This window comes from Corallococcus aberystwythensis (assembly GCF_003612165.1).
Lineage (GTDB): Bacteria > Myxococcota > Myxococcia > Myxococcales > Myxococcaceae > Corallococcus > Corallococcus aberystwythensis.
The window spans coordinates 42,370-59,481 of record NZ_RAWK01000014.1; the positions used below are offsets into that span (position 1 = coordinate 42,370).

Consider the following 17,112-nt stretch of genomic DNA (forward strand, 5'->3'; position numbering starts at 1 on the left):
TCGTCGGCGACGTGCCTGCGCATGCAAGAGGCCTCCCTCGCCACGATGCGCACGGGACTCACGCCGCCCTCCTGCCGCCGGACGGATTCCTGCGCCCGCGCAGCGACTCCCACGCCTGCTTGAGCTCCAGCAGCTTCTGCTCCAGGGCCATGTCGCGCGCGGCCTCGTCCAGCACCTCGTCCACGTGCGTGAAGCGCATGGACCCCAGCAGCGGATGGTCTCGCGTGCCCACGTCGTAGCGCAGGTCCCCTCGCGCGGACTCCAGGTCGCCGTTGCGGTGCAGGAGCAACACCCCACTGGCCAGCAGGTCCTTTGCCCGCGCCACCGGGTTGAGCGCGGAGAGGAACAGCCCCACCGCGCCGGGCAGCAGGGGCCGCGTGGCGTGGTGCTGGCCCATGGGGAAGATGTTGCTGGAGAAGACGAGGTCCGCGCCCGCGTTGAGCAGCACGTCCACCGGCACCATGCTGGTGAAGGCCCCGTCCACGTAGCGCGCGGGCGGCTGGAGCGTGGGCGCCCAGACTCCCGGCGCGGATCCACTGGCGCGCACCGCCAGCGCCAGCGGCCCCTTCTCCAGCACCACGCAGCGGCCGGTGGTCAGGTCCGTCGTCACCGGCAGGAAGCCCATGGGCAATTCCTCCAGCGCCAGGTCCCCCAGGTCGCCGCGCACCAGCCACTCCATGGCCTGCGTCGTCACCACGGAGGACAGCGCCGCGGCGGACAGGTGCCCGCCCCGGGCGCGGTGCTGGAGCCGGCGCAGGCCATCCAATCCCTCGCGGCCGTCGCGCGCGGTGCCGCAGTAGTACGCGCCCACCAGCGAACCCATGCTCGCGCCACTGAGGAAGTCCACCGGCACGTCCAGCGCGGCCAGTCGGCGCAACAGGTGCACGTGGTAGAAGCCCCACACGCCGCCGCCGCTGAGCGCCAGCCCCACGCGCCGGCCGGTGATGGCTCGAGCCCACCGCGACAGCGCGTCCCGCGTCCCCGCGTCCAGCCCCAGCGCCGCCAGCGGCCGCGAGTCCCCGGGCCGCACCACCAGCCGCTCCCAGTCCAGCCGCAGCCGGCACCCGGGGGGCGGCGCGTGCTCGTCCCATCCGTCCTCGTCCGGCAGCGAGCGCCCGCACAGCGTCGGGCTGCCCTGCGGCCGCCACGGCGACAGCAGCACGGTGGGCAGCACCGGCGCTCCCGGTGTCCCCAGGCCGTCCACCGCGCCTCCCGGCGGCAGCAGCCACACCTCGCGAGGCGTCAGGCCGTCCGGCACCGGCACGCCATCCACCAGCACGCAGTCGAAGTCCTCACCCTCGGGGAGCAGCGCCGCGCGCGGGCCCACCGTGCGGCGGAACACGCCGTCCGCGCCCCGCACCGCGCCCTCCATGCGCTTTGGCCCCGGGCGCACGAGCAGCACCCGGTCCCCGAAGTCGTGGACCATCACCTTCGCCACCAGCTCCACCAGCAGGGACAACACCCGAGGCGGCAGCTCCAAACCATCCTGTGCACGGAACGTCACCACGTCCACACGCCCGGCCGCGCCCGCGTGACGGGGCACCGCCGCCACCGCCTCCAGCTCCGCGCGGGGAAGGAAGAGGGCGTGCGACGCGGATCCGGCCGTCACGGTGACGGGCCACGTGCCTCGCGCGAGCGCCTCCACCCCCAGCGACATCCCCGAGCGCAGGTGCAGGAGCACCGTCCCTCCCGCCATCACCCGCCACTCGCCCGAACGCAGAAGGTAGATGCCTTCCACCGGCTCGCCTTCGCGGCAGATGCCCTCGCCCGGCTGGGGCTCCACCGGGCGGGCCCGCTCCAGCAGGCGGAGCAGGACGGACGCACGCGTGTGGCGCAGCGCGGGAGCCTGCTTCAACGTGTACAGCCACCGACGCCGCTCATCGACAGTCAGGGGAGAAGCCATGCGTCGCCCAAGGATAACCAGGACGCTCCAGCGCCGGATAGCGCACCCGGGTGCCTGCCCGCTTGCGCGGGTCCGTCGCGACGCGGTGCTCACGCCGGCTGGGGTCGCGGTGGCTCCTCCTCGGGAGGGATGGACGGCGGCGGCGGATTCTGCGGGCCCCCTGGTGGATTGCCGTGCTTGCGGTGTTTCAGGACCTTCGTGCGTGCCCCCTCCACCAGCGCGTAGAGCACGGGGATGAAGATGAGGTTCACGAAGGTGGAGAAGAGCATGCCGCCGAAGACGGCCGTGCCCAGCGACTTGCGCGCGGAGGCGCCCGCGCCGCTGGCCAGCATCAGCGGCACCACGCCGAAGAGGAACGCGAAGGACGTCATCAGGATGGGGCGCAGCCGCGTCTCCGCCGCGTTGATGGCGGACTCCACCACGCCCTGTCCCTGGGCTCGCAGCTGTTCGCCGAACTCCACGATGAGGATGGCGTTCTTCGACGCGAGGCCCACCAGCATCACCAGGCCCACCTGGCAGAACACGTCGTTCACCAGCCCGCGCAGGTTCTGGAGCAGGAGCGCGCCCATCATCGCGACGGGCACCGCGAGCATGACGACGAAAGGCAGGGCGAAGCTTTCGTACTGCGCGGCCAGCACCAGGAACACGAACACGATGCCCAGCGCGAAGATGACGAGCACGGTGTTGCCCGCGCTCTTCTGCTCCTGGGACAGGCCCGTCCACTCGTAGGTGAAGCCCGGCGGCAGGGACTGCTTCGCCACGTCCTCCATGGCCTGGAGCGCCTGTCCGGTGGAGACGCCGGGAGCGCCCTGGCCGTTGAGGTTGGCGGAGCGGAAGAGGTTGTAGTGCGTGATGTTGGGCGCCGTCGTCACCGGCACCACCTTCACCAGCGCCTCCAGCGGCACCATGGCCCCGGTGTCCGAGCGCACGTAGAAGCTGCCGATGTCCTTCGGGTTGTCGCGGAAGGGCGTCGCGGCCTGCACGAACACGCGGTAGACGCGGTTGGAGAAGGTGAAGTCGTTCACGTACTGGCTGCCCAGGTACACCTGGAGCGTGGAGAACAGCGAGGACAGGGGCACGCCCAGCGCCTTGGCCTTCTCCCGGTCCACGTCGATGTTGAGCTGCGGCGAGCCCGCGGTGAACGCGGAGAACACGCCGCGCAGGCGCGGCTCCTGGCTCGCCTTGCCCACCAGGGCCTGGGTGGCCTGCGCCAGCTCCTCCAGCGTGCGGCCCCCCTGCTGGTCCTCCAGCACGAACTCGAAGCCGCCCACGCTGCCCACGCCGCGGATGGCGGGCGGTTGCAGAGGCAGCACGCGCGCGCCGCCCACCTGGGACAGCGGACCGCGCAGGCGCTCCACCAGGCCGGCCACGCTGGATTCGCGCGTGGTGCGTTCCTCCCACGGCTTCAGGTTGATGAAGAGCGAGCCGTAGTTGGCGCCCGTGCCCAACAGCGAGAAGCCGCCCACGGTGAAGATCTGCGTCACCTCCTCCTGCTCGCCAATCAGCTTCTCCACCTGGATGAGCACGTTACGCGTGTACTCCAGCGACGTGCCCTCCGGACCCTGCACCGCGATGATGAGGTAGCCCTGGTCCTCGTCCGGGATGAAGCCCGTGGGCGTGGCCCGGTAGAGCAGGCCCGTGGCCACGAGGAACACGGCGAAGACGGCCACGACCAGCCAGCGCGCCTTGCCCAGCATGAGACGCAAGAGCTTCCCGTAGCCGCGCCGGAGCGCGTCCAGACCCTCGTCGAACTTGCGTGCCAGCACGAACTTCTGGCCCTCGTTGGGGCGCAGCAGGCGCGCGCACAGGGCGGGGGACAGCGTCAGTGCGACGAGCGCGGAGAGGCTGATGGAGAACGCGATGGTGAGCGCGAACTGGCGGTAGATGGCGCCCGTGGTGCCGGGGAAGAAGGACACCGGGATGAACACCGCGGAGAGCACCAGCGCGGTGGCCACCACCACGCCGGCCACCTGCTGCATGCCCCGGTGGGTGGCCTCCTTCGCGTCCACCTTCTCGTGCTCGATGACGCGCTCCACGTTCTCGATGACGACGATGGCGTCATCCACCACCAGGCCCGTGGCCAGCGTGAGGCCGAAGAGGGTCAGCGTGTTGAGCGAGAAGCCGAACGCGTTGACGAACATGAACGTGCCCACGAGCGACACCGGCAGCGTCGTCACCGCCACCAGCACGCTGCGCCAGCCGTGCAGGAAGATGAAGATGACCAGGACGACCAGGAGGATGGCTTCCCCCAGTGCCTTGAGCACCTCCTCGATGGAGGCGCTCACCGCGGCCGTGGTGTCGAAGGCCACCTGATAGGTGAGGCCCGGCGGGAAGTTGCCGGCCAGCCGCTTGAGCTCCGCCTCCACGCCCTCGCGCACCTCCAGCGCGTTGGAGCCGGGCAGCTGCGTGATGCCCAGGCCCACCGCGTCCTGGCCGTTGAAGCGCAACAGCTGCTGGTAGTTCTCCGCACCCAGCTGCGCCTTGCCCACGTCGCGGATGCGCACCAGGGCGCCTTCCCGTCCGCGCTGGATGACGATGGCGCCGAACTCCTCCGCCGAGGACAACTGGCCCTTCACCTGGAGGGACAGCTGGTACGCCTGGTCCTTGGAGGACGGGGCCTGGCCCACCTTGCCCGCGCCCACCTGGACGTTCTGCTCCTGGAGCGCGTTGACCACGTCCTGCGCGGTGAGGCCGCGCCGGGCCAGCTCCGTGGGGTCCAGCCACAGGCGCATGGCGAAGCGGCGCTCGCCGAAGATGCGCACGTCGCCCACGCCCTTCACGCGCAACAGCGCGTCGCGGATGAAGACGTCCGCGTAGTTGCTCAGGAACTCCGTGTCGTAGCGCTTCTCCTTGTCATAGATGCCGAAGGACACGAGCAGCTGCGTCTGCGCCTTGCGCACGGTGACGCCCAGCGCGTTCACCTGCGCGGGCAGCTGCGGCGTGGCGGTGGCGACGCGGTTCTGCACGTCCACCGCCGCCAGGTCCACGTCGCGTGACGGGTCGAACGTGGCGGTGATGGTGGACTGGCCGTCGTTGGTGCTGGTGGAGGACATGTAGCGCATGCCCTCCATGCCGTTGAGCTGGCGCTCCAGCACGGTGGTGACGGCGCTCTCCACCGTCTCCGCGGACGCGCCGGTATACGTGGAGGTGACCTGCACCTGCGGCAGCGCCAGCTCCGGGTACTGCTCGATGGGGAGGCTGGGAATGGAGATGGCGCCCACGAGCGTGATGAGGATGGACAGCACGCTGGAGAAGACGGGGCGCTGGATGAAGAAGTCGGTGAACATGGCAGCCCCCTACCGGCCCGCGTCCGCGCCGCCGCCCGTGCCCTGCGCTGGCGGCAGGGGCATGCCTTCTGTCTGCCCCTGTGCCTGCTGCGCGGGCTTCGGCTGGATGGGCATGCCGTCCCGCAGCTGCTGCACCCCGCTGATGATGACCTGGGTGCCCGCGTCCAGCCCCTTGAGCACCTCGTAGTCGTTGCCCTCCACCAGCCCCAGCGTCACCGGCTGGCGCTTCACCACGGTGCCGGCGTCACCTTCCCCCACCACCAGGGCGAAGGACTGGCTGCCCTGCCGCGTGACGGCGGTGGTGGGCATCTTCAGGGCGTCGCGCACGTCGTAGACCAGCTGCGCGCGCACCAACTGGCCGGCCTTGAGGCCCACGGTGTTCTCGAAGGCGGCCTGTACCTCCACCAGCTGCGTGTTGGGGTTGGGCGTGGAGGCGATGAAGAAGGCGGGAGCGCGGACGATGGGCTCACCGTCCTCGTTGAGCACCTCCAGCGGCGTCTCTCCAATCTTCACCCGCGCGGCCTGGTCCACCGGCACCTGCACGGACAGCTCCAGCGCGCGGCTCTGGTCCAGGATGGTGAGCCCCGTCTGGGGCGTCACGTAGTCGCCCAGCTTCACCGGGATGTCGCCGACGACGCCGTCGAAGGGGGCGCTCACGTTGAAGAAGCCCAGCTGCACCTGCTGGTTCTCAATCTGCGCCTCCGCCGCGCGGGCCTGGGCCTCGGATTGCGCGGCCTGGGCCACGGCCTGCTCGTAGTCCTGGCGGCTGACGAGTCCTTCCTTGAGGAGCTGCGCGCTGCGCTCACGCGTCTTGCGCGCGAACTCGCGGCTGGCGACGGCGGAGGCCTTCTGGGCCTGGGTGGCGCGCAGCGTGGCCTGCTCCTGGCGGGGGTCCACCACGAGCAGCACCTGGCCGGCCTTCACCTGCTGGCCGGGGCGGGCGTTGATCCTCTGGATGTAGCCGGCGACCTGCGGGACGACGGTGATGCTGCTGCGGGAGATGAGGGTGCCCACGTACTCGCGGGTGTCGCGCACCGGGCCGGGCTTCACCGCCATCACCTGCACGGGCGTGGGCTTGCCGCCGCCCTGGCTCTGCTGGCCCGCCTGAGGGCCGCCTCCGGGCACGGCCTGGCCGGGGTCCTTGCCGCCACTGCACCCGCCTGCCAGCGCGACGGCGAGCCCCCACGCGCCCCAACCGCCCCTCACCAATCGCATGCCGCCTCCGACAGGAATGCATCCACCTGGGCCTGGCGGAACTGGAAGTCGCGGATGACGAGCTCCAGTTCAGCCTGCCGCAGGGCCCCGGCTGACTGCACCAGCTCGAAGCTCGTTCCGGTGCCCACCTCGAAGCTGCGGCGGGTGAGCCGGTCATTCTCTTCGGCGAGCCTCCGCTCGCGGTCCGCCAGGTCCCGCGTCGCGCGGGTCACCTGCACGGCGCGCTTCGCCTGGGTGACCTCCACGGCGATGTTGCGCTCGCGGTTGGTGACGTCCGCGCGGGCCTGCTCCAGCTGTCCGCGCGCCTGGCGCAGGCGGCCCTCGCGCGCGCCGCCGTCCCAGAAGGGCAGCACGAGGCTGGCGCCGATGTTCCAGATGGGCACCTCCGCGAAGCCCGGGTTGACGGTGAGCCCGGTGGTGGTGCTGGTGATGCCCAGGGTGGGCGCGTACTGGCGCTTCACCTCTCCGATGGCGCGCTCGGCCACCACCTGGCGTGAGCGCGCGGCGGCGATGTCCGGGCGGTTCTCCAGCGACTCCAGCGTGCGGCAGGCCGCGTTCGCGCCCTGGAGGAACGTGTTCAATTCCAGGCCCGGCTTGATGCCCACGGGGGTCGGGGTGCCCAGGGCCAGGCCCAGGGACTCGCGCGCCTGGCGCAGGTTCTCATCGCCGGTGACGACGTTGCGGCGTGCGGACTGCGCGTCCTGTTCCACGCGGACGACATCCAGGCGGGTGCCGGCGCCCAATTCGAAGCGGCGCTGCGCCAGGGCCAGCCGTTCCAGCGCGGTGCGCAGGTTGACGCGGTTGACCTCCGCCAGCCGCTCGTAGGAGGAGACGGAGACCAGGGCCTGCGCGAGGCCCCGGGTGAGCTGCCGGCGCGTCTCCGCGAGCGACAGGTCCGCGGTGCGCCGCGACTCCTTCGCGCTGCCCAGGGCGTAGAGGCTGGCCAGGTCCACGACGGGCACGTTCGCGGTGAGCACGCCGATGCCCAGCAGTTGCGTGGGCGTGAAGCCTCCGGCGCCGCTGACGCCACCGCCCACGCCGCCGCCGACGCCGCCACCCACGGCGGGGATGTCCGGGTTGAGGATGTTGTATTGGGCGGACAGCTCGCCCCCGACGGAGGGCAGCAGGTTGGCGAGCGCGACGCGCCACGTGCCCGCCGCGACTTCAATCTGGCCCAGGGCCGCCTGGAGGTCGGTGGAGCGCTGGCGCAGGAGCGTGAGCGCTTCGTTCCAGGACTGGAGTTGCTGGGGCGCGGGAGGCGCGGGCGGAGCGCGCTGCGGTGGCGCGGTGTACTGCGCGAGGACCGGCAGGGATTGTCCGGAGCCGGGCTGTGCTGTCGCCGCGCCGGGGATGCCAGCGGGGACCAGCAGGGCTGCGAACACAAGCGCGTTCATAAGGGATGCTCCCCAGGTGGGGACGAAGCCAGCCCCCGCCACGGTTCGCGCCCCCGGCGCTCCAGTGAACGGCACGGCCGGGCGAGGAAGTGCTCAGCGGACGATGAACAGACCCCCCGCCACGGCGGGACGTCCGGGGGACCCCTTACGGACGGCAGGGCAGGGAGGGTGGAGGGATTCGAAGAGGCATGGCGCGTCCTGACGCGGGCGGTGGCAAGGGAAGAGCCAACGTGCGTCGCGAGCGCCGAGCGGGCGTCTGTCTTGAAGGGAGGGCGCGCGTTCAGCACGCCACGGCGGTCATGCCCGCCAGGCCCCGGGCCTCCATGCAGGGCCTCTCCTGCCCGAGGAAGTCCCAACTGGTCCGACAGTCGGACCAGTTGCCCGGAACCCGGGTGGAGCGGGAGGCCCTCGCCGGCCGTGGCTTCCCAACTGGTCCGACTGTCGGACCAGTTCGCGCGCCACGCCGCCGGCGGGGAGCCCCCACTGGGTTCTCACCTTCTCATCCGACGGACATCCTGCATGTTGGGGGGCTTGAAGCCCGTGACGGGAAGCCGCTGGAAGGGCACGGTCACTCGTAGAACTTGCCCGCGAACAGGATGCTCGCGCACCGGTGCCAGGGATTGGGCGAGCGGTCCTGGTCCTGGGTGTCCTCGCCCCAGGAAGCGCCTCGTTCGAGGAACGCCCCGATGGTGCCGTTCTCCCAGCCGAGCGGGCTGGGTTCGTGCGGAGCTGGAGGCCGACGGGCAGCCTCCGCGCGGTCCTCCTCGAAGTCCTCGCTCAGCGCCTGGACGAAACGCAGGAAGGACGCCTCGTCCGCGACTTCTTTCAACAGCTGGTGCAGGTCATGGGGCATGGCGCACTCCGGTTCCCGCATCCAGGCTGGGTGATTGGAGGAACGGCAAGGGCACGGAACCCTCGGGTGCATCGAAGGACCGGCCGACCTCCGACGTGGGAACCAGGACGCCGGGGCCCGCATCCGTTGGCATCAGAGCCCCATCCGGATCGCCGTCCCGAAGGCGGCGGAGGATCCGGCCATCACTTCCGACCGCATACTGCGCGCCCGAGTGCAGCGCGGGAACCGTCAGGCCACAGGCCCGGGGATCTTCATCGATCCGGATGAAGATAATGCCTTGCCGCTGGATGACCCTGTACCGGTGTGACTCGCGCCGGTCGACGCACGGGGTCTTGGCATCTTGTGGGCCCAGGAAGTCGGCGGCGGCGACGTCGAGCGCATGGAGGACGCCGCCACTCAGTTCGACCGCGCCTCCATCCGCGCCCGCTTCCACGGCGGGCCGCTCGAAGAACTGGGGAAACTCAATGGACGTGTCATTCGTCCAGGCACCACGCGTGGGCGTGGCCCGCGGGCAGCCCGCCAGGAGCAACGCTGCCGGAAGCATGAAGTGCTTTATCGCCATGAGCCCTCTTCGTGAATGCCCCGACCTCACACCTAATGGCGGTCGATCCGATAGTGCTGTGCGTCGATCCAGCTCACGCTGCCGATGGACTGGCGGCGCCATTGATTCCGCTCCTGCGTCCACTTCGACAGATCGCCGGTGGTGGGCGTGTACTGGAAGAAGCCGTCGCAAGAGGGATTGGCGGGGTCACTCGATGCCGAGAAGAAGGCCACGAGTGACAGCCGGAGCATTCCCGCCCTCGTCTTCACCTCCCAGCCATGCTCCAACCCCATGGAAACGATGTAGCGAATGTCCTGCTCCGTGAGTTCGCCTTCGTAGGGATGCGTGTGGAGCAGGTACACGTAGCCCAGGCTCTCGGGAGGGTAGCGGGCGTCATCCACCTTGGGAGGAAGGCGGCAGCTCCGTTTGCCACGTGCGTCCTGGATGGTCGTCACGGACATCATGCTCATCTCGAAGCGCTCATCAGGCGTGTAATAGATCCAGGCGCAGTACTCCTGCGACAGGTCCCATCTCAGCCGGAAGTTCATGTCCGACTTCCGTCCCGCCGTGGCATGCGGCTGCTTCAGCATCATCGAGCAGGCGGAGATGAGTGCGTCAGAGTACGTGTCGAACGGCCCGAAACCAGGCATGGGGCCTGAAATGCGCTCGGGAATGTCGCGCGCATTGATCTGCACGACCCCGGGTGTCGCAGCAGGCTGCGCGCAGGCGAGCCCGAGGAGCAGCGGCGACACAACCAGAAGCCTTGCCATGGTTCCCATCCGCTCACTGTGCCGGCAGCATCCCCAGCCGCTGCTTCGCGGATTTGTTCTGCGGGTCGAAGCGGAGCGCTTCCTCCAGCCGGTCGCGGCCCTTCTGCGCGTTGCCCTGCACCACGTACAGGTCCGCCAGGCGCACCAGCACCTCCGCGTTGTAGGGCTGCAGGTCCAACGCCTGCTCGAACTCACGCGTCGCGGTGACGACGTCGCGCTTGCGCATGGCCAGCTGTCCCAGCATCACGTGCGGCTGCACCAGCCCGCGCGTCTCCGGCTCCGTCGCCAAGGCCTGCAACGCCGGCATCGCCCGCGTGTCCCCGAACGCCGCCAGCGTCAGCGCCGCGCCCTGCCGCACCCACAGCGAGCCGTCCTTCAACAACGGCACCAGGTCCTCCGTCGCCTCGCGCGCGTTCGCCGCGCCCAGCCCGTCGATGATGTCCGAGCGCAACGTGCTGTCCGTCGTGCCCTTCAACGCCGCCCGCAGCGCCGGCACCGCGTCGTGCTTGAACCGGCGCGCCAGGAACTTCGCCGCCGCGCCCCGCAGCGTGCCCGCCTCCGACGTGTCCGCCAGCACCGCCTCCAGCGGCCCCCGGCTCCGCGCCGCCGTCTTCTCGTCGAACGCGTCCGCCAGCCGCAAGCGCCGCTGCTGCCGCGCCTCCGCCTTCGGCCACCACTTCACCAGCGACGCCTGCATCGCGTCCGGCGTCTCCTTCGCATGACAGGCATTGCACGCGTTGGGCACGTCGTGGCGCGCCGTGTTCTGGGGCACCGGCACGTCCAGCGCGTGGTCCGCGAAGTGGTCCAGCACGCCCGACACCACCGGCGGCATGTGACACGCCAGGCAGTCCTGCGCCGCCGCGGCCTTGTGGTGCGTGTGCTGCTCTCCCTGCGCCACCACCTCCTGATGACAGCCCTGGCACGTCGCCGCGTTCACCGACGTGCGCGCCGCCACCGGCTTCTGCTTCTTCACCTCGTTGGGCGCGCTCGCGTCGTGCGGCGCCGTGTGGCACGTGAGGCACGTGGCCCCGCCCTGCAGGTGGCATTGGGACTGGATGAGCGCCTGGTACTCGAAGCTGGAGGTGCTGGGACGGCCATCCGGGAAGAAGTCCCCGGAGCGCTCGTTGCCCACCAGCAGCACCATGGGCTGATAGCTCGCGTCGTAGCGCTGGCCGGGCTGGAAGCGGTGCTGCGCGTCCAGCATGGGGAACAGCGTGCGGCGCGGCCCATGGCACTGCGCGCACACCGCGAAGCCCTCCTCCTTTGACAGCTTCGCCGGCTGGATGATGTCCGCGGGCAGCTGCGACTCCGCGTGCCGCCCGCCGGGCCCGTGGCAGGACTCGCACGCCACGCCCGCGTCCGCGAACTTCGTCTCCCACTGGTGGGCCGCCCGGTCATAGCGCACGTCCAGCCCCGTCACGTGGCAGTCCAGGCACGCGTGCTGCGCGCTGCGGCGGAAGTTCGTCCAGAAGAACGGGTGGTCCGGCGACAGCGCCCCCTGCTTCTTCTCCGAGTAGTCCACCCACTCGGGCTTGCCCGTGACGTGGAAGTACACCGGCATCACCTGCCAGCGGCCGTCCGGCAAGAGCGTGATGGGGTCCTGCATCCGCTTGCCGCCCACCACCCACTGCACCGGCCACTCGCCCAGGTTCCCGTCCGCGCCCTTGGTGCGCATGAGGTACTTGCTTCCCTCGCGGCGCATCCACGCCTCGCTGGACTCGCCCTTGAAGTGCGTGCCCGCCGTGAACGTGCCCACCACGTACGGCTTCGCCGCGGGCGACAGCGCTCGAGCGTGCCAGTCATGCTTCCAGCCGGTGTGCTGCTCCTCGTGACAGTCCGCGCACACCTGCGAGCCCACGAAGTGATTCGGCTTCGCGGGCGGCGCCTCCACCGTCTTCACCGGCACGGGCGCCGGTGCCACCGGAGCGGGAGCTGGAGCCTGGGCCACCGGCGCGGGCGCGGCGGGGGGAGGCGCGGCCGAGCGGCGCAGGACGAAGAACAGACCCACCGCGAGAACCACCACCGCGAGGGCGACAAGGACAGGGCGAGAGGAGCGCATCCGGAAGGTGCCGTCCATGCTCCTCCCAAGCGCCGGGCGGCACAAGCGGTGCTCCCGGCAAGCCTTTCTCCTCCAGTGGACAACGACCTCCCAGGGAGGGCTGCGGTCCTGGCGAGCCCTGGATTAGGGTCCCCGGTCAGCGAAGGGAGGCCGTGCTCATGCCCATGCGGTCCGTGAATGGAACCCGGCTGTACTACGAGGACACCGGCGGCGCTGGGGACGTGGTCCTCTTCAGCCACGGGCTCCTCTGGAGCACCCGGCTGTTCGACCCGCAGGTGGAGGCCCTGCGAGGCCGCTTCCGCTGCATCGCGTATGACCACCGGGGGCAGGGCCAGAGCGACGTGCCCCCCGAGTCCGTCATCGACATGGAGACGGTGTACGCGGACGCCGTCGCGCTCATCGAGTCCCTGGGCGTGGCGCCCGTCCACTTCGTGGGCCTGTCCATGGGCGGCTTCGTGGGCATGCGGCTCGCGGTGCGAAGGCCGGACCTGCTGCGCTCGCTGGTGCTGCTGGAGACGTCCGCCGACCCCGAGCCCCCCGCCAACGTGCCGCGCTACACCGCGCTCAACCTCGTGGCGCGCTACGTGGGCCTGACCCCCGTCACCGCGCCGGTGATGCGCATCATGTTCGGCACGTCGTTCCTCACCGACCCCGGCCGCGCGGAGGAACGGGCGCTGTGGCGTGCGCGCCTCAAGGGCAACCGCCGCGACATCTACCGCGCCGTCAACGGCGTCATGAAACGCAAGTCCGTCGCGGATGAGCTGCCGCGCATCCGCACGCCCACGCTCGTCATCGTGGGGGAGGAGGACCGCGCCACGGTGCCCGCGAAGTCGGAGCGCATCCATTCCCTCATCCCGGGCTCGCAGCTGGTGCGCCTGTCGCGCGGTGGCCACTCGTCCAGCGTGGAGGAGCCGGCGCTCGTCAACGCGGAGCTCGCCCCCTTCCTCACGAGGCACGCGTCCAACCAGGCCGCGCACGCGGGCTGACGCGCCGTTAGCCCAAACCCCCAGGAGGCTTTCCCCATGCCAGTCGCGAAATGGAACGGCACCGTGCTCGCGAAGAGCGACACCTACGAGACGGTGGAGGGCAACGTCTACTTCCCGCCCGACAGCCTGTCGCGCGAGCACTTCAAGCCCAGCCCGACGCACAGCACCTGCCCCTGGAAGGGCGAGGCGAGCTACTACTCCGTGGAGGTGGACGGCCAGACGAACGCCGACGCCGCCTGGTACTACCCGGAGCCCAAGCCGGCCGCGTCCAACATCAAGGGCTACGTGGCCTTCTGGAAGGGCGTGACGGTGGAGCGCTGAAGCGTCAGTAGCCGAGGAGGTACTTGCCCCAGCGCACGCTGTTGCGCATCTGGGTGACGATGAAGGCGGGCACCCACTGGATGAGGTTCGCCTCCGGCTGCACGGAGTAGCCCGCGAGCAGGCCCGGGTCGATGCGGCCGTTGTCCAGGTTCGTGGGGTAGGGCGCGGGCGTTCCTCCGAAGCACTCGCCGCGAGCGAAGAAGAGGACCCACAGCTGGGCGGCCTCCGCGTGGTCGTCCGCGATGAGGCGCGAGTCCACGCCCAGGAGCGAGCCCACCAGCTTCCAGAAGTAGTACCAGCGCTGCTCGTTGAACTCGTAGCCCTTGTCCACCCACGCCTGCGCGACGACATAGGAGAACGTCAGCAGCGTGAACGCCACGGCGCTCTGGTTGTAGCAACGCCGCCCGGTGTAGTGCGACTGGTAGTGGCTCAGCGCGGAGTTGTGCATCTGCGCCAGCAGCAGGGTCGTGGCCAGGGTGCGCGTGCTGTAGAGGCTGCCCCAGCCCATGTTCATGTTGCCGTAGAGGATGCGCAGCATGATCTGCGCGGTCTCGATGACCCGGCGGGACACGATGGCCTTGATGGCGCTGTGCGGGCGCTGCTCGAACAGGGCGGACACGTCCTTGTGGTAGTACGTGGCCTTGAAGGACACGCCCGCGAGCTCGTTCACGGACGTGGCCTGGAAGAAGACGTAGAAGGCCTCGTCGCGCGCGGCCTCGAAGTCGCGAAGGAACTGCGCGGAGGACTGCACGCCCGTCACCGCCGCGGTCGCCACGGAGTGCCCCGGGCCGTAGAGCACCTTCGCGAGCCGGTGGTCGCTGTACGTGTTGCCCCAGAAGCCCTCGATGGCGGAGAAGGCCTTGAGCGCGGGCCGCCACGCGGTGCCATTCACGCCGGGCGTCTCGCGGATGTGCTTCTTCCAGTGCAGCCGCAGCCCTTCCATCAGCTCCGCGTCCGCCGCGCCCATGATGCCGTACAGGCTGTTGGCCGCGGTGAGCGGGTCGCCCAGGAGGGCGTCCAGGTTCTGGCCACGGAAGGTGAAGGGCATGGGGGCGGGCTCTCCGGCGGACGGCGCGTTCCCGGTGGAGTCTAGAGAACTGTTGAACCTGTAACAAACCGCCCGCTCTGGAAAACCCGACACGTAGGGGATGTGACGGGCCACATGGAAACGGGGCTTCGCGAGGGGAGGGGAGCGGCGATGCTGGGGCCTTTCGCGGGGCGCGGCCCTGAGTGGAGGAGCGGAGCCTTGGCGACGGTGTCCCTGCAGGACGTGCGCAAGGTGTACCGGGGTGGGGTGGCGGCGGTGAAGGGCGTGACGCTGGACATCGCGGACGGCGAGTTCGTGTCGCTGGTGGGCCCTTCCGGGTGCGGCAAGTCCACGACGTTGAACCTCATCGCCGGGCTGGAGGAGCTGTCGGGCGGCGAGCTGCGCATCGACGGGCAGCTGGTGAACGATCTGTCTCCGCGCGAGCGCGACATCGCGATGGTGTTCCAGAGCTACGCGCTCTATCCGCACCTGGATGTGGCGGGGAACCTGGCCTTCCCGCTGAAGGTGGCGGGCATGGAGGCGAAGGACGTGGACGCGCGCGTGCGCGAGGTGTCCGGGGTGCTGGGGCTGGAGGCGCTCCTGGCGCGCAGGCCGAAGGAGCTGTCGGGCGGGCAGCGGCAGCGGGTGGCGCTGGGGCGCGCGCTGGTGCGCAGGCCCAAGGTGTTCCTCTTCGACGAGCCCCTGTCCAACCTGGACGCGGCGCTGCGCACGCAGATGCGCGGCGAGATCAAGAAGCTGCACGAACAGCTCAAGGCCACGTTCATCTACGTCACGCACGACCAGGCGGAGGCGATGACGTTGTCGGACCGCGTGGTGGTGATGAGCCAGGGCGAGGTGCAGCAGGTGGCCCCACCGCGCGAGCTGTACGACGCGCCGTCGAACCTCTTCGTGGCGGGCTTCTTCGGTTCGCCACGCATCAACCTGGTGAAGCCGTCCACGCTGGGGCTGGAGGACGGGGACGCGGTGCTGGGCCTGAGGCCGGAGCACCTCCAGGTGGGGCAGGGCCCCTGTCCGCCGGACGCGCGCGAGGGCCGCGTGTACCTGGTGGAGCCCATGGGCGCGGAGGTCTGGGTGACGGTGGAGACCGGCGGCGAGCGCCTGGTGGCGCGAGCGCCCGGGGACTTCCGCGCCGCGAGCGGGGACACGGTGTGGCTGCGCCACGACGCGCGGTTCCTGCGCCGGTTCGACGCGAAGACGGGCCGCGCGGTGTGAGTCAGGTCAGGCGTAGACCTGTTCGCTCTCCACCATGGGTTCCAGCCTGCGCTGGAGTGCCGCCAGCCGGTCATGGCGCTGGCGCAGCGCTTCCTTGTGCTCGCGTTGATCCGTGCGGGCGATTTCAGCCAGCAGCGTTTGCAGTGAGGAATCCACGGCGTCCTTCAGCACGCGCGATTCGTCGTTCGACAGTTCCAGCAGCATGGGGGGACCTCCTGCGGCAACGTTAGGCACCGCGCAACGGGACCATGGAAGAAGGCGGCCCGAGGGCCCACCGGGCTGCCTGCCGGGGCGCGCACGGCGGCGGGAGCGACCCCACTCTTGGTGAGGACCCCATGAGCGCAAGGAGCGACGGGATGATTCACGCGGGAGAGATTCGCGAGGGCATGTCGGTGCGCACCGCCGACGGACATCACCTGGGCCGGGTGGCGGGCGTGGGCGACACGCACTTCGAACTGGAGCAGGGCCTGGTGCCCATTCCCCGGCGCGACTACCTGGTCGAGTACCGCGACGTGGAGGCCGTGAGCGGGGAGGAGGTCCTGCTCAAGCCCGCGGACCATTCCCAGCTCACGCTGGAGGAGGACGACGACGGCGGGGCCCTGCCGCCGCGCCACAGCGAGAACCTGGACGCGGAGCCCTTGAACAACCCCGTGGGTCCCACGCGGCACTGACGCGGAAGGCCCCGGCCCTGCCTCCGGAAGTTCCGGATTTCCGACCCGGAGGGCAGGACAAGGTCCTGTGATTCCAGGGCCTTGCACGGCTCGGATGTCAGACCGGCGCGCTAAACGAACCCCTCGGCCAGACGTCCCGGTGGGGTCATGCGACGGTTTTCGACATCTTGCGTCACGGTGCTGTGGTTGGGAGTGGTGTTCGCGTGCGGGCCCGCGCCGCGAGCGGATGCGGGCGGCGTGGAGGCGCCGGTGCCGGGCGTGTTGTCCACGCCGAGGCGGCTGTTGCCCTATGTCGCGTTGGAGGACGGGCGGGTGCTGGCGGCGGGAGGGCATGACGGCAGCCGCACGCTGGGCAGCTGTGAGGTCTTCGACCCGGATACGGGGCGGTGGCGGTCCACGGGGGCGCTGCGCACGGCGCGCCGCAACCACGCGGTGGTGCGGCTCCTGGACGGGCGCGTGCTGGCGGTGGGCGGCTCCAACGGCGTGACGGTGGGCGCGCTGGCGAGCACGGAGCTGTACGCGCCGGACACGGGCCTGTGGACGCAAGCGGCGCCCATGACTGAAGCGCGCAACGATCCGGCGGTGGCGGTGTTGCCGGACGGGCGCGTGCTGGTGGCGGGAGGCACGGACGTGGACCTGCAACCGGTGCGTTCGGCGGAGCTGTTCGACCCGGTGTCGGGGACCTGGAGCGTGGCGGAGGCGCCGGCGTACGCGCGAGGCGGCGCGGGGACCGCGGTGGTGCTGCGCACGGGCAAGGTGCTCTTCGCGAGTGGCTTGCAGTCGGAGCTGTACGACCCGGTGACGGGCCACTGGGAGAAGGCGGGGGCGGTGGGCTGTGTCTTATACACATCT

15 protein-coding genes are annotated in these 17,112 nt (G+C 70.4%); 5 read left to right on the plus strand and 10 right to left on the minus strand.

What is annotated here, in order from left to right; genetic code table 11:
- Positions 1 to 58: 58 nt before the first annotated feature.
- The 8 genes from D7W81_RS03860 to D7W81_RS03895 form a co-directional block, all read right to left on the minus strand.
- A complete protein-coding gene (locus tag D7W81_RS03860; protein WP_120553943.1) occupies positions 59 to 1,903 on the minus strand; it encodes a cyclic nucleotide-binding and patatin-like phospholipase domain-containing protein in 1,845 nt (614 codons plus the stop codon).
- A gap of 89 nt (positions 1,904 to 1,992) precedes the next feature.
- A complete protein-coding gene (locus D7W81_RS03865; protein WP_120553944.1) occupies positions 1,993 to 5,190 on the minus strand; it encodes an efflux RND transporter permease subunit in 3,198 nt (1,065 codons plus the stop codon).
- 9 nt (positions 5,191 to 5,199) lie between these two features.
- Complete coding sequence (locus tag D7W81_RS03870; protein ID WP_120553945.1) at positions 5,200 to 6,405, minus strand: efflux RND transporter periplasmic adaptor subunit; 1,206 nt, start codon at positions 6,403 to 6,405, stop codon at positions 5,200 to 5,202.
- Positions 6,393 to 7,799: a TolC family protein gene (locus D7W81_RS03875; RefSeq protein ID WP_120553946.1), complete on the minus strand. Its 1,407-nt coding sequence runs from the start codon at positions 7,797 to 7,799 to the stop codon at positions 6,393 to 6,395. Before D7W81_RS03875 ends, D7W81_RS03870 begins: the two co-directional genes overlap by 13 nt.
- A 568-nt stretch (positions 7,800 to 8,367) precedes the next feature.
- Positions 8,368 to 8,652, minus strand: a complete 285-nt coding sequence (locus D7W81_RS03880) for a DUF7660 family protein (RefSeq protein WP_120553947.1) — start codon at positions 8,650 to 8,652, stop codon at positions 8,368 to 8,370.
- Positions 8,642 to 9,214, minus strand: a complete 573-nt coding sequence (locus D7W81_RS03885) for a hypothetical protein (RefSeq protein ID WP_120553948.1) — start codon at positions 9,212 to 9,214, stop codon at positions 8,642 to 8,644. The genes D7W81_RS03880 and D7W81_RS03885 overlap by 11 nt, the downstream gene beginning before the upstream one ends.
- Positions 9,215 to 9,246: 32 nt before the next feature.
- A complete protein-coding gene (locus D7W81_RS03890) occupies positions 9,247 to 9,963 on the minus strand; it encodes a hypothetical protein (RefSeq protein ID WP_244226947.1) in 717 nt (238 codons plus the stop codon).
- Positions 9,964 to 9,976: 13 nt separating this feature from the next.
- Positions 9,977 to 12,040: a HEAT repeat domain-containing protein gene (locus D7W81_RS03895; RefSeq protein ID WP_120553949.1), complete on the minus strand. Its 2,064-nt coding sequence runs from the start codon at positions 12,038 to 12,040 to the stop codon at positions 9,977 to 9,979.
- A 140-nt stretch (positions 12,041 to 12,180) separates the two neighbouring features.
- On the opposite strand from D7W81_RS03895, the gene D7W81_RS03900 reads away from it, so the two are divergent.
- Both D7W81_RS03900 and D7W81_RS03905 read left to right on the plus strand, forming a co-directional pair.
- Positions 12,181 to 13,008 carry an alpha/beta fold hydrolase gene (locus D7W81_RS03900; RefSeq protein WP_120553950.1) on the plus strand — a complete coding sequence of 276 codons (828 nt, stop codon included), beginning with the start codon at positions 12,181 to 12,183 and terminating at the stop codon, positions 13,006 to 13,008.
- 36 nt (positions 13,009 to 13,044) lie between these two features.
- Positions 13,045 to 13,329, plus strand: a complete 285-nt coding sequence (locus D7W81_RS03905) for a DUF427 domain-containing protein (RefSeq protein ID WP_120553951.1) — start codon at positions 13,045 to 13,047, stop codon at positions 13,327 to 13,329.
- Positions 13,330 to 13,333: 4 nt separating this feature from the next.
- On the opposite strand, the gene D7W81_RS03910 is transcribed toward D7W81_RS03905, so the two are convergent.
- Complete coding sequence (locus tag D7W81_RS03910) at positions 13,334 to 14,377, minus strand: oxygenase MpaB family protein (protein ID WP_120553952.1); 1,044 nt, start codon at positions 14,375 to 14,377, stop codon at positions 13,334 to 13,336.
- 198 nt (positions 14,378 to 14,575) lie between these two features.
- Between D7W81_RS03910 and D7W81_RS03915 the strand changes: the two genes are divergently transcribed.
- Entirely contained in the window at positions 14,576 to 15,589 is a 1,014-nt protein-coding gene (locus D7W81_RS03915) for an ABC transporter ATP-binding protein (RefSeq protein ID WP_120553953.1), read from the plus strand.
- 6 nt (positions 15,590 to 15,595) lie between these two features.
- On the opposite strand, the gene D7W81_RS03920 is transcribed toward D7W81_RS03915, so the two are convergent.
- The gene (locus D7W81_RS03920; protein ID WP_120553954.1) at positions 15,596 to 15,793 is read right to left on the minus strand and encodes a hypothetical protein; all 198 of its coding nucleotides are present in this window, start codon (positions 15,791 to 15,793) and stop codon (positions 15,596 to 15,598) included.
- A 152-nt stretch (positions 15,794 to 15,945) separates the two neighbouring features.
- Here D7W81_RS03920 and D7W81_RS03925 point away from each other — a divergent pair, with 152 nt between their 5' ends.
- Positions 15,946 to 16,260 (plus strand): DUF2171 domain-containing protein, encoded by a 315-nt coding sequence (locus D7W81_RS03925; RefSeq protein ID WP_120553955.1) that lies wholly within the window; start codon positions 15,946 to 15,948, stop codon positions 16,258 to 16,260.
- A gap of 147 nt (positions 16,261 to 16,407) precedes the next feature.
- A partial coding sequence (locus D7W81_RS03930) for a Kelch repeat-containing protein (RefSeq protein ID WP_279637799.1) occupies positions 16,408 to 17,112 on the plus strand: 705 nt, incomplete at its 3' end.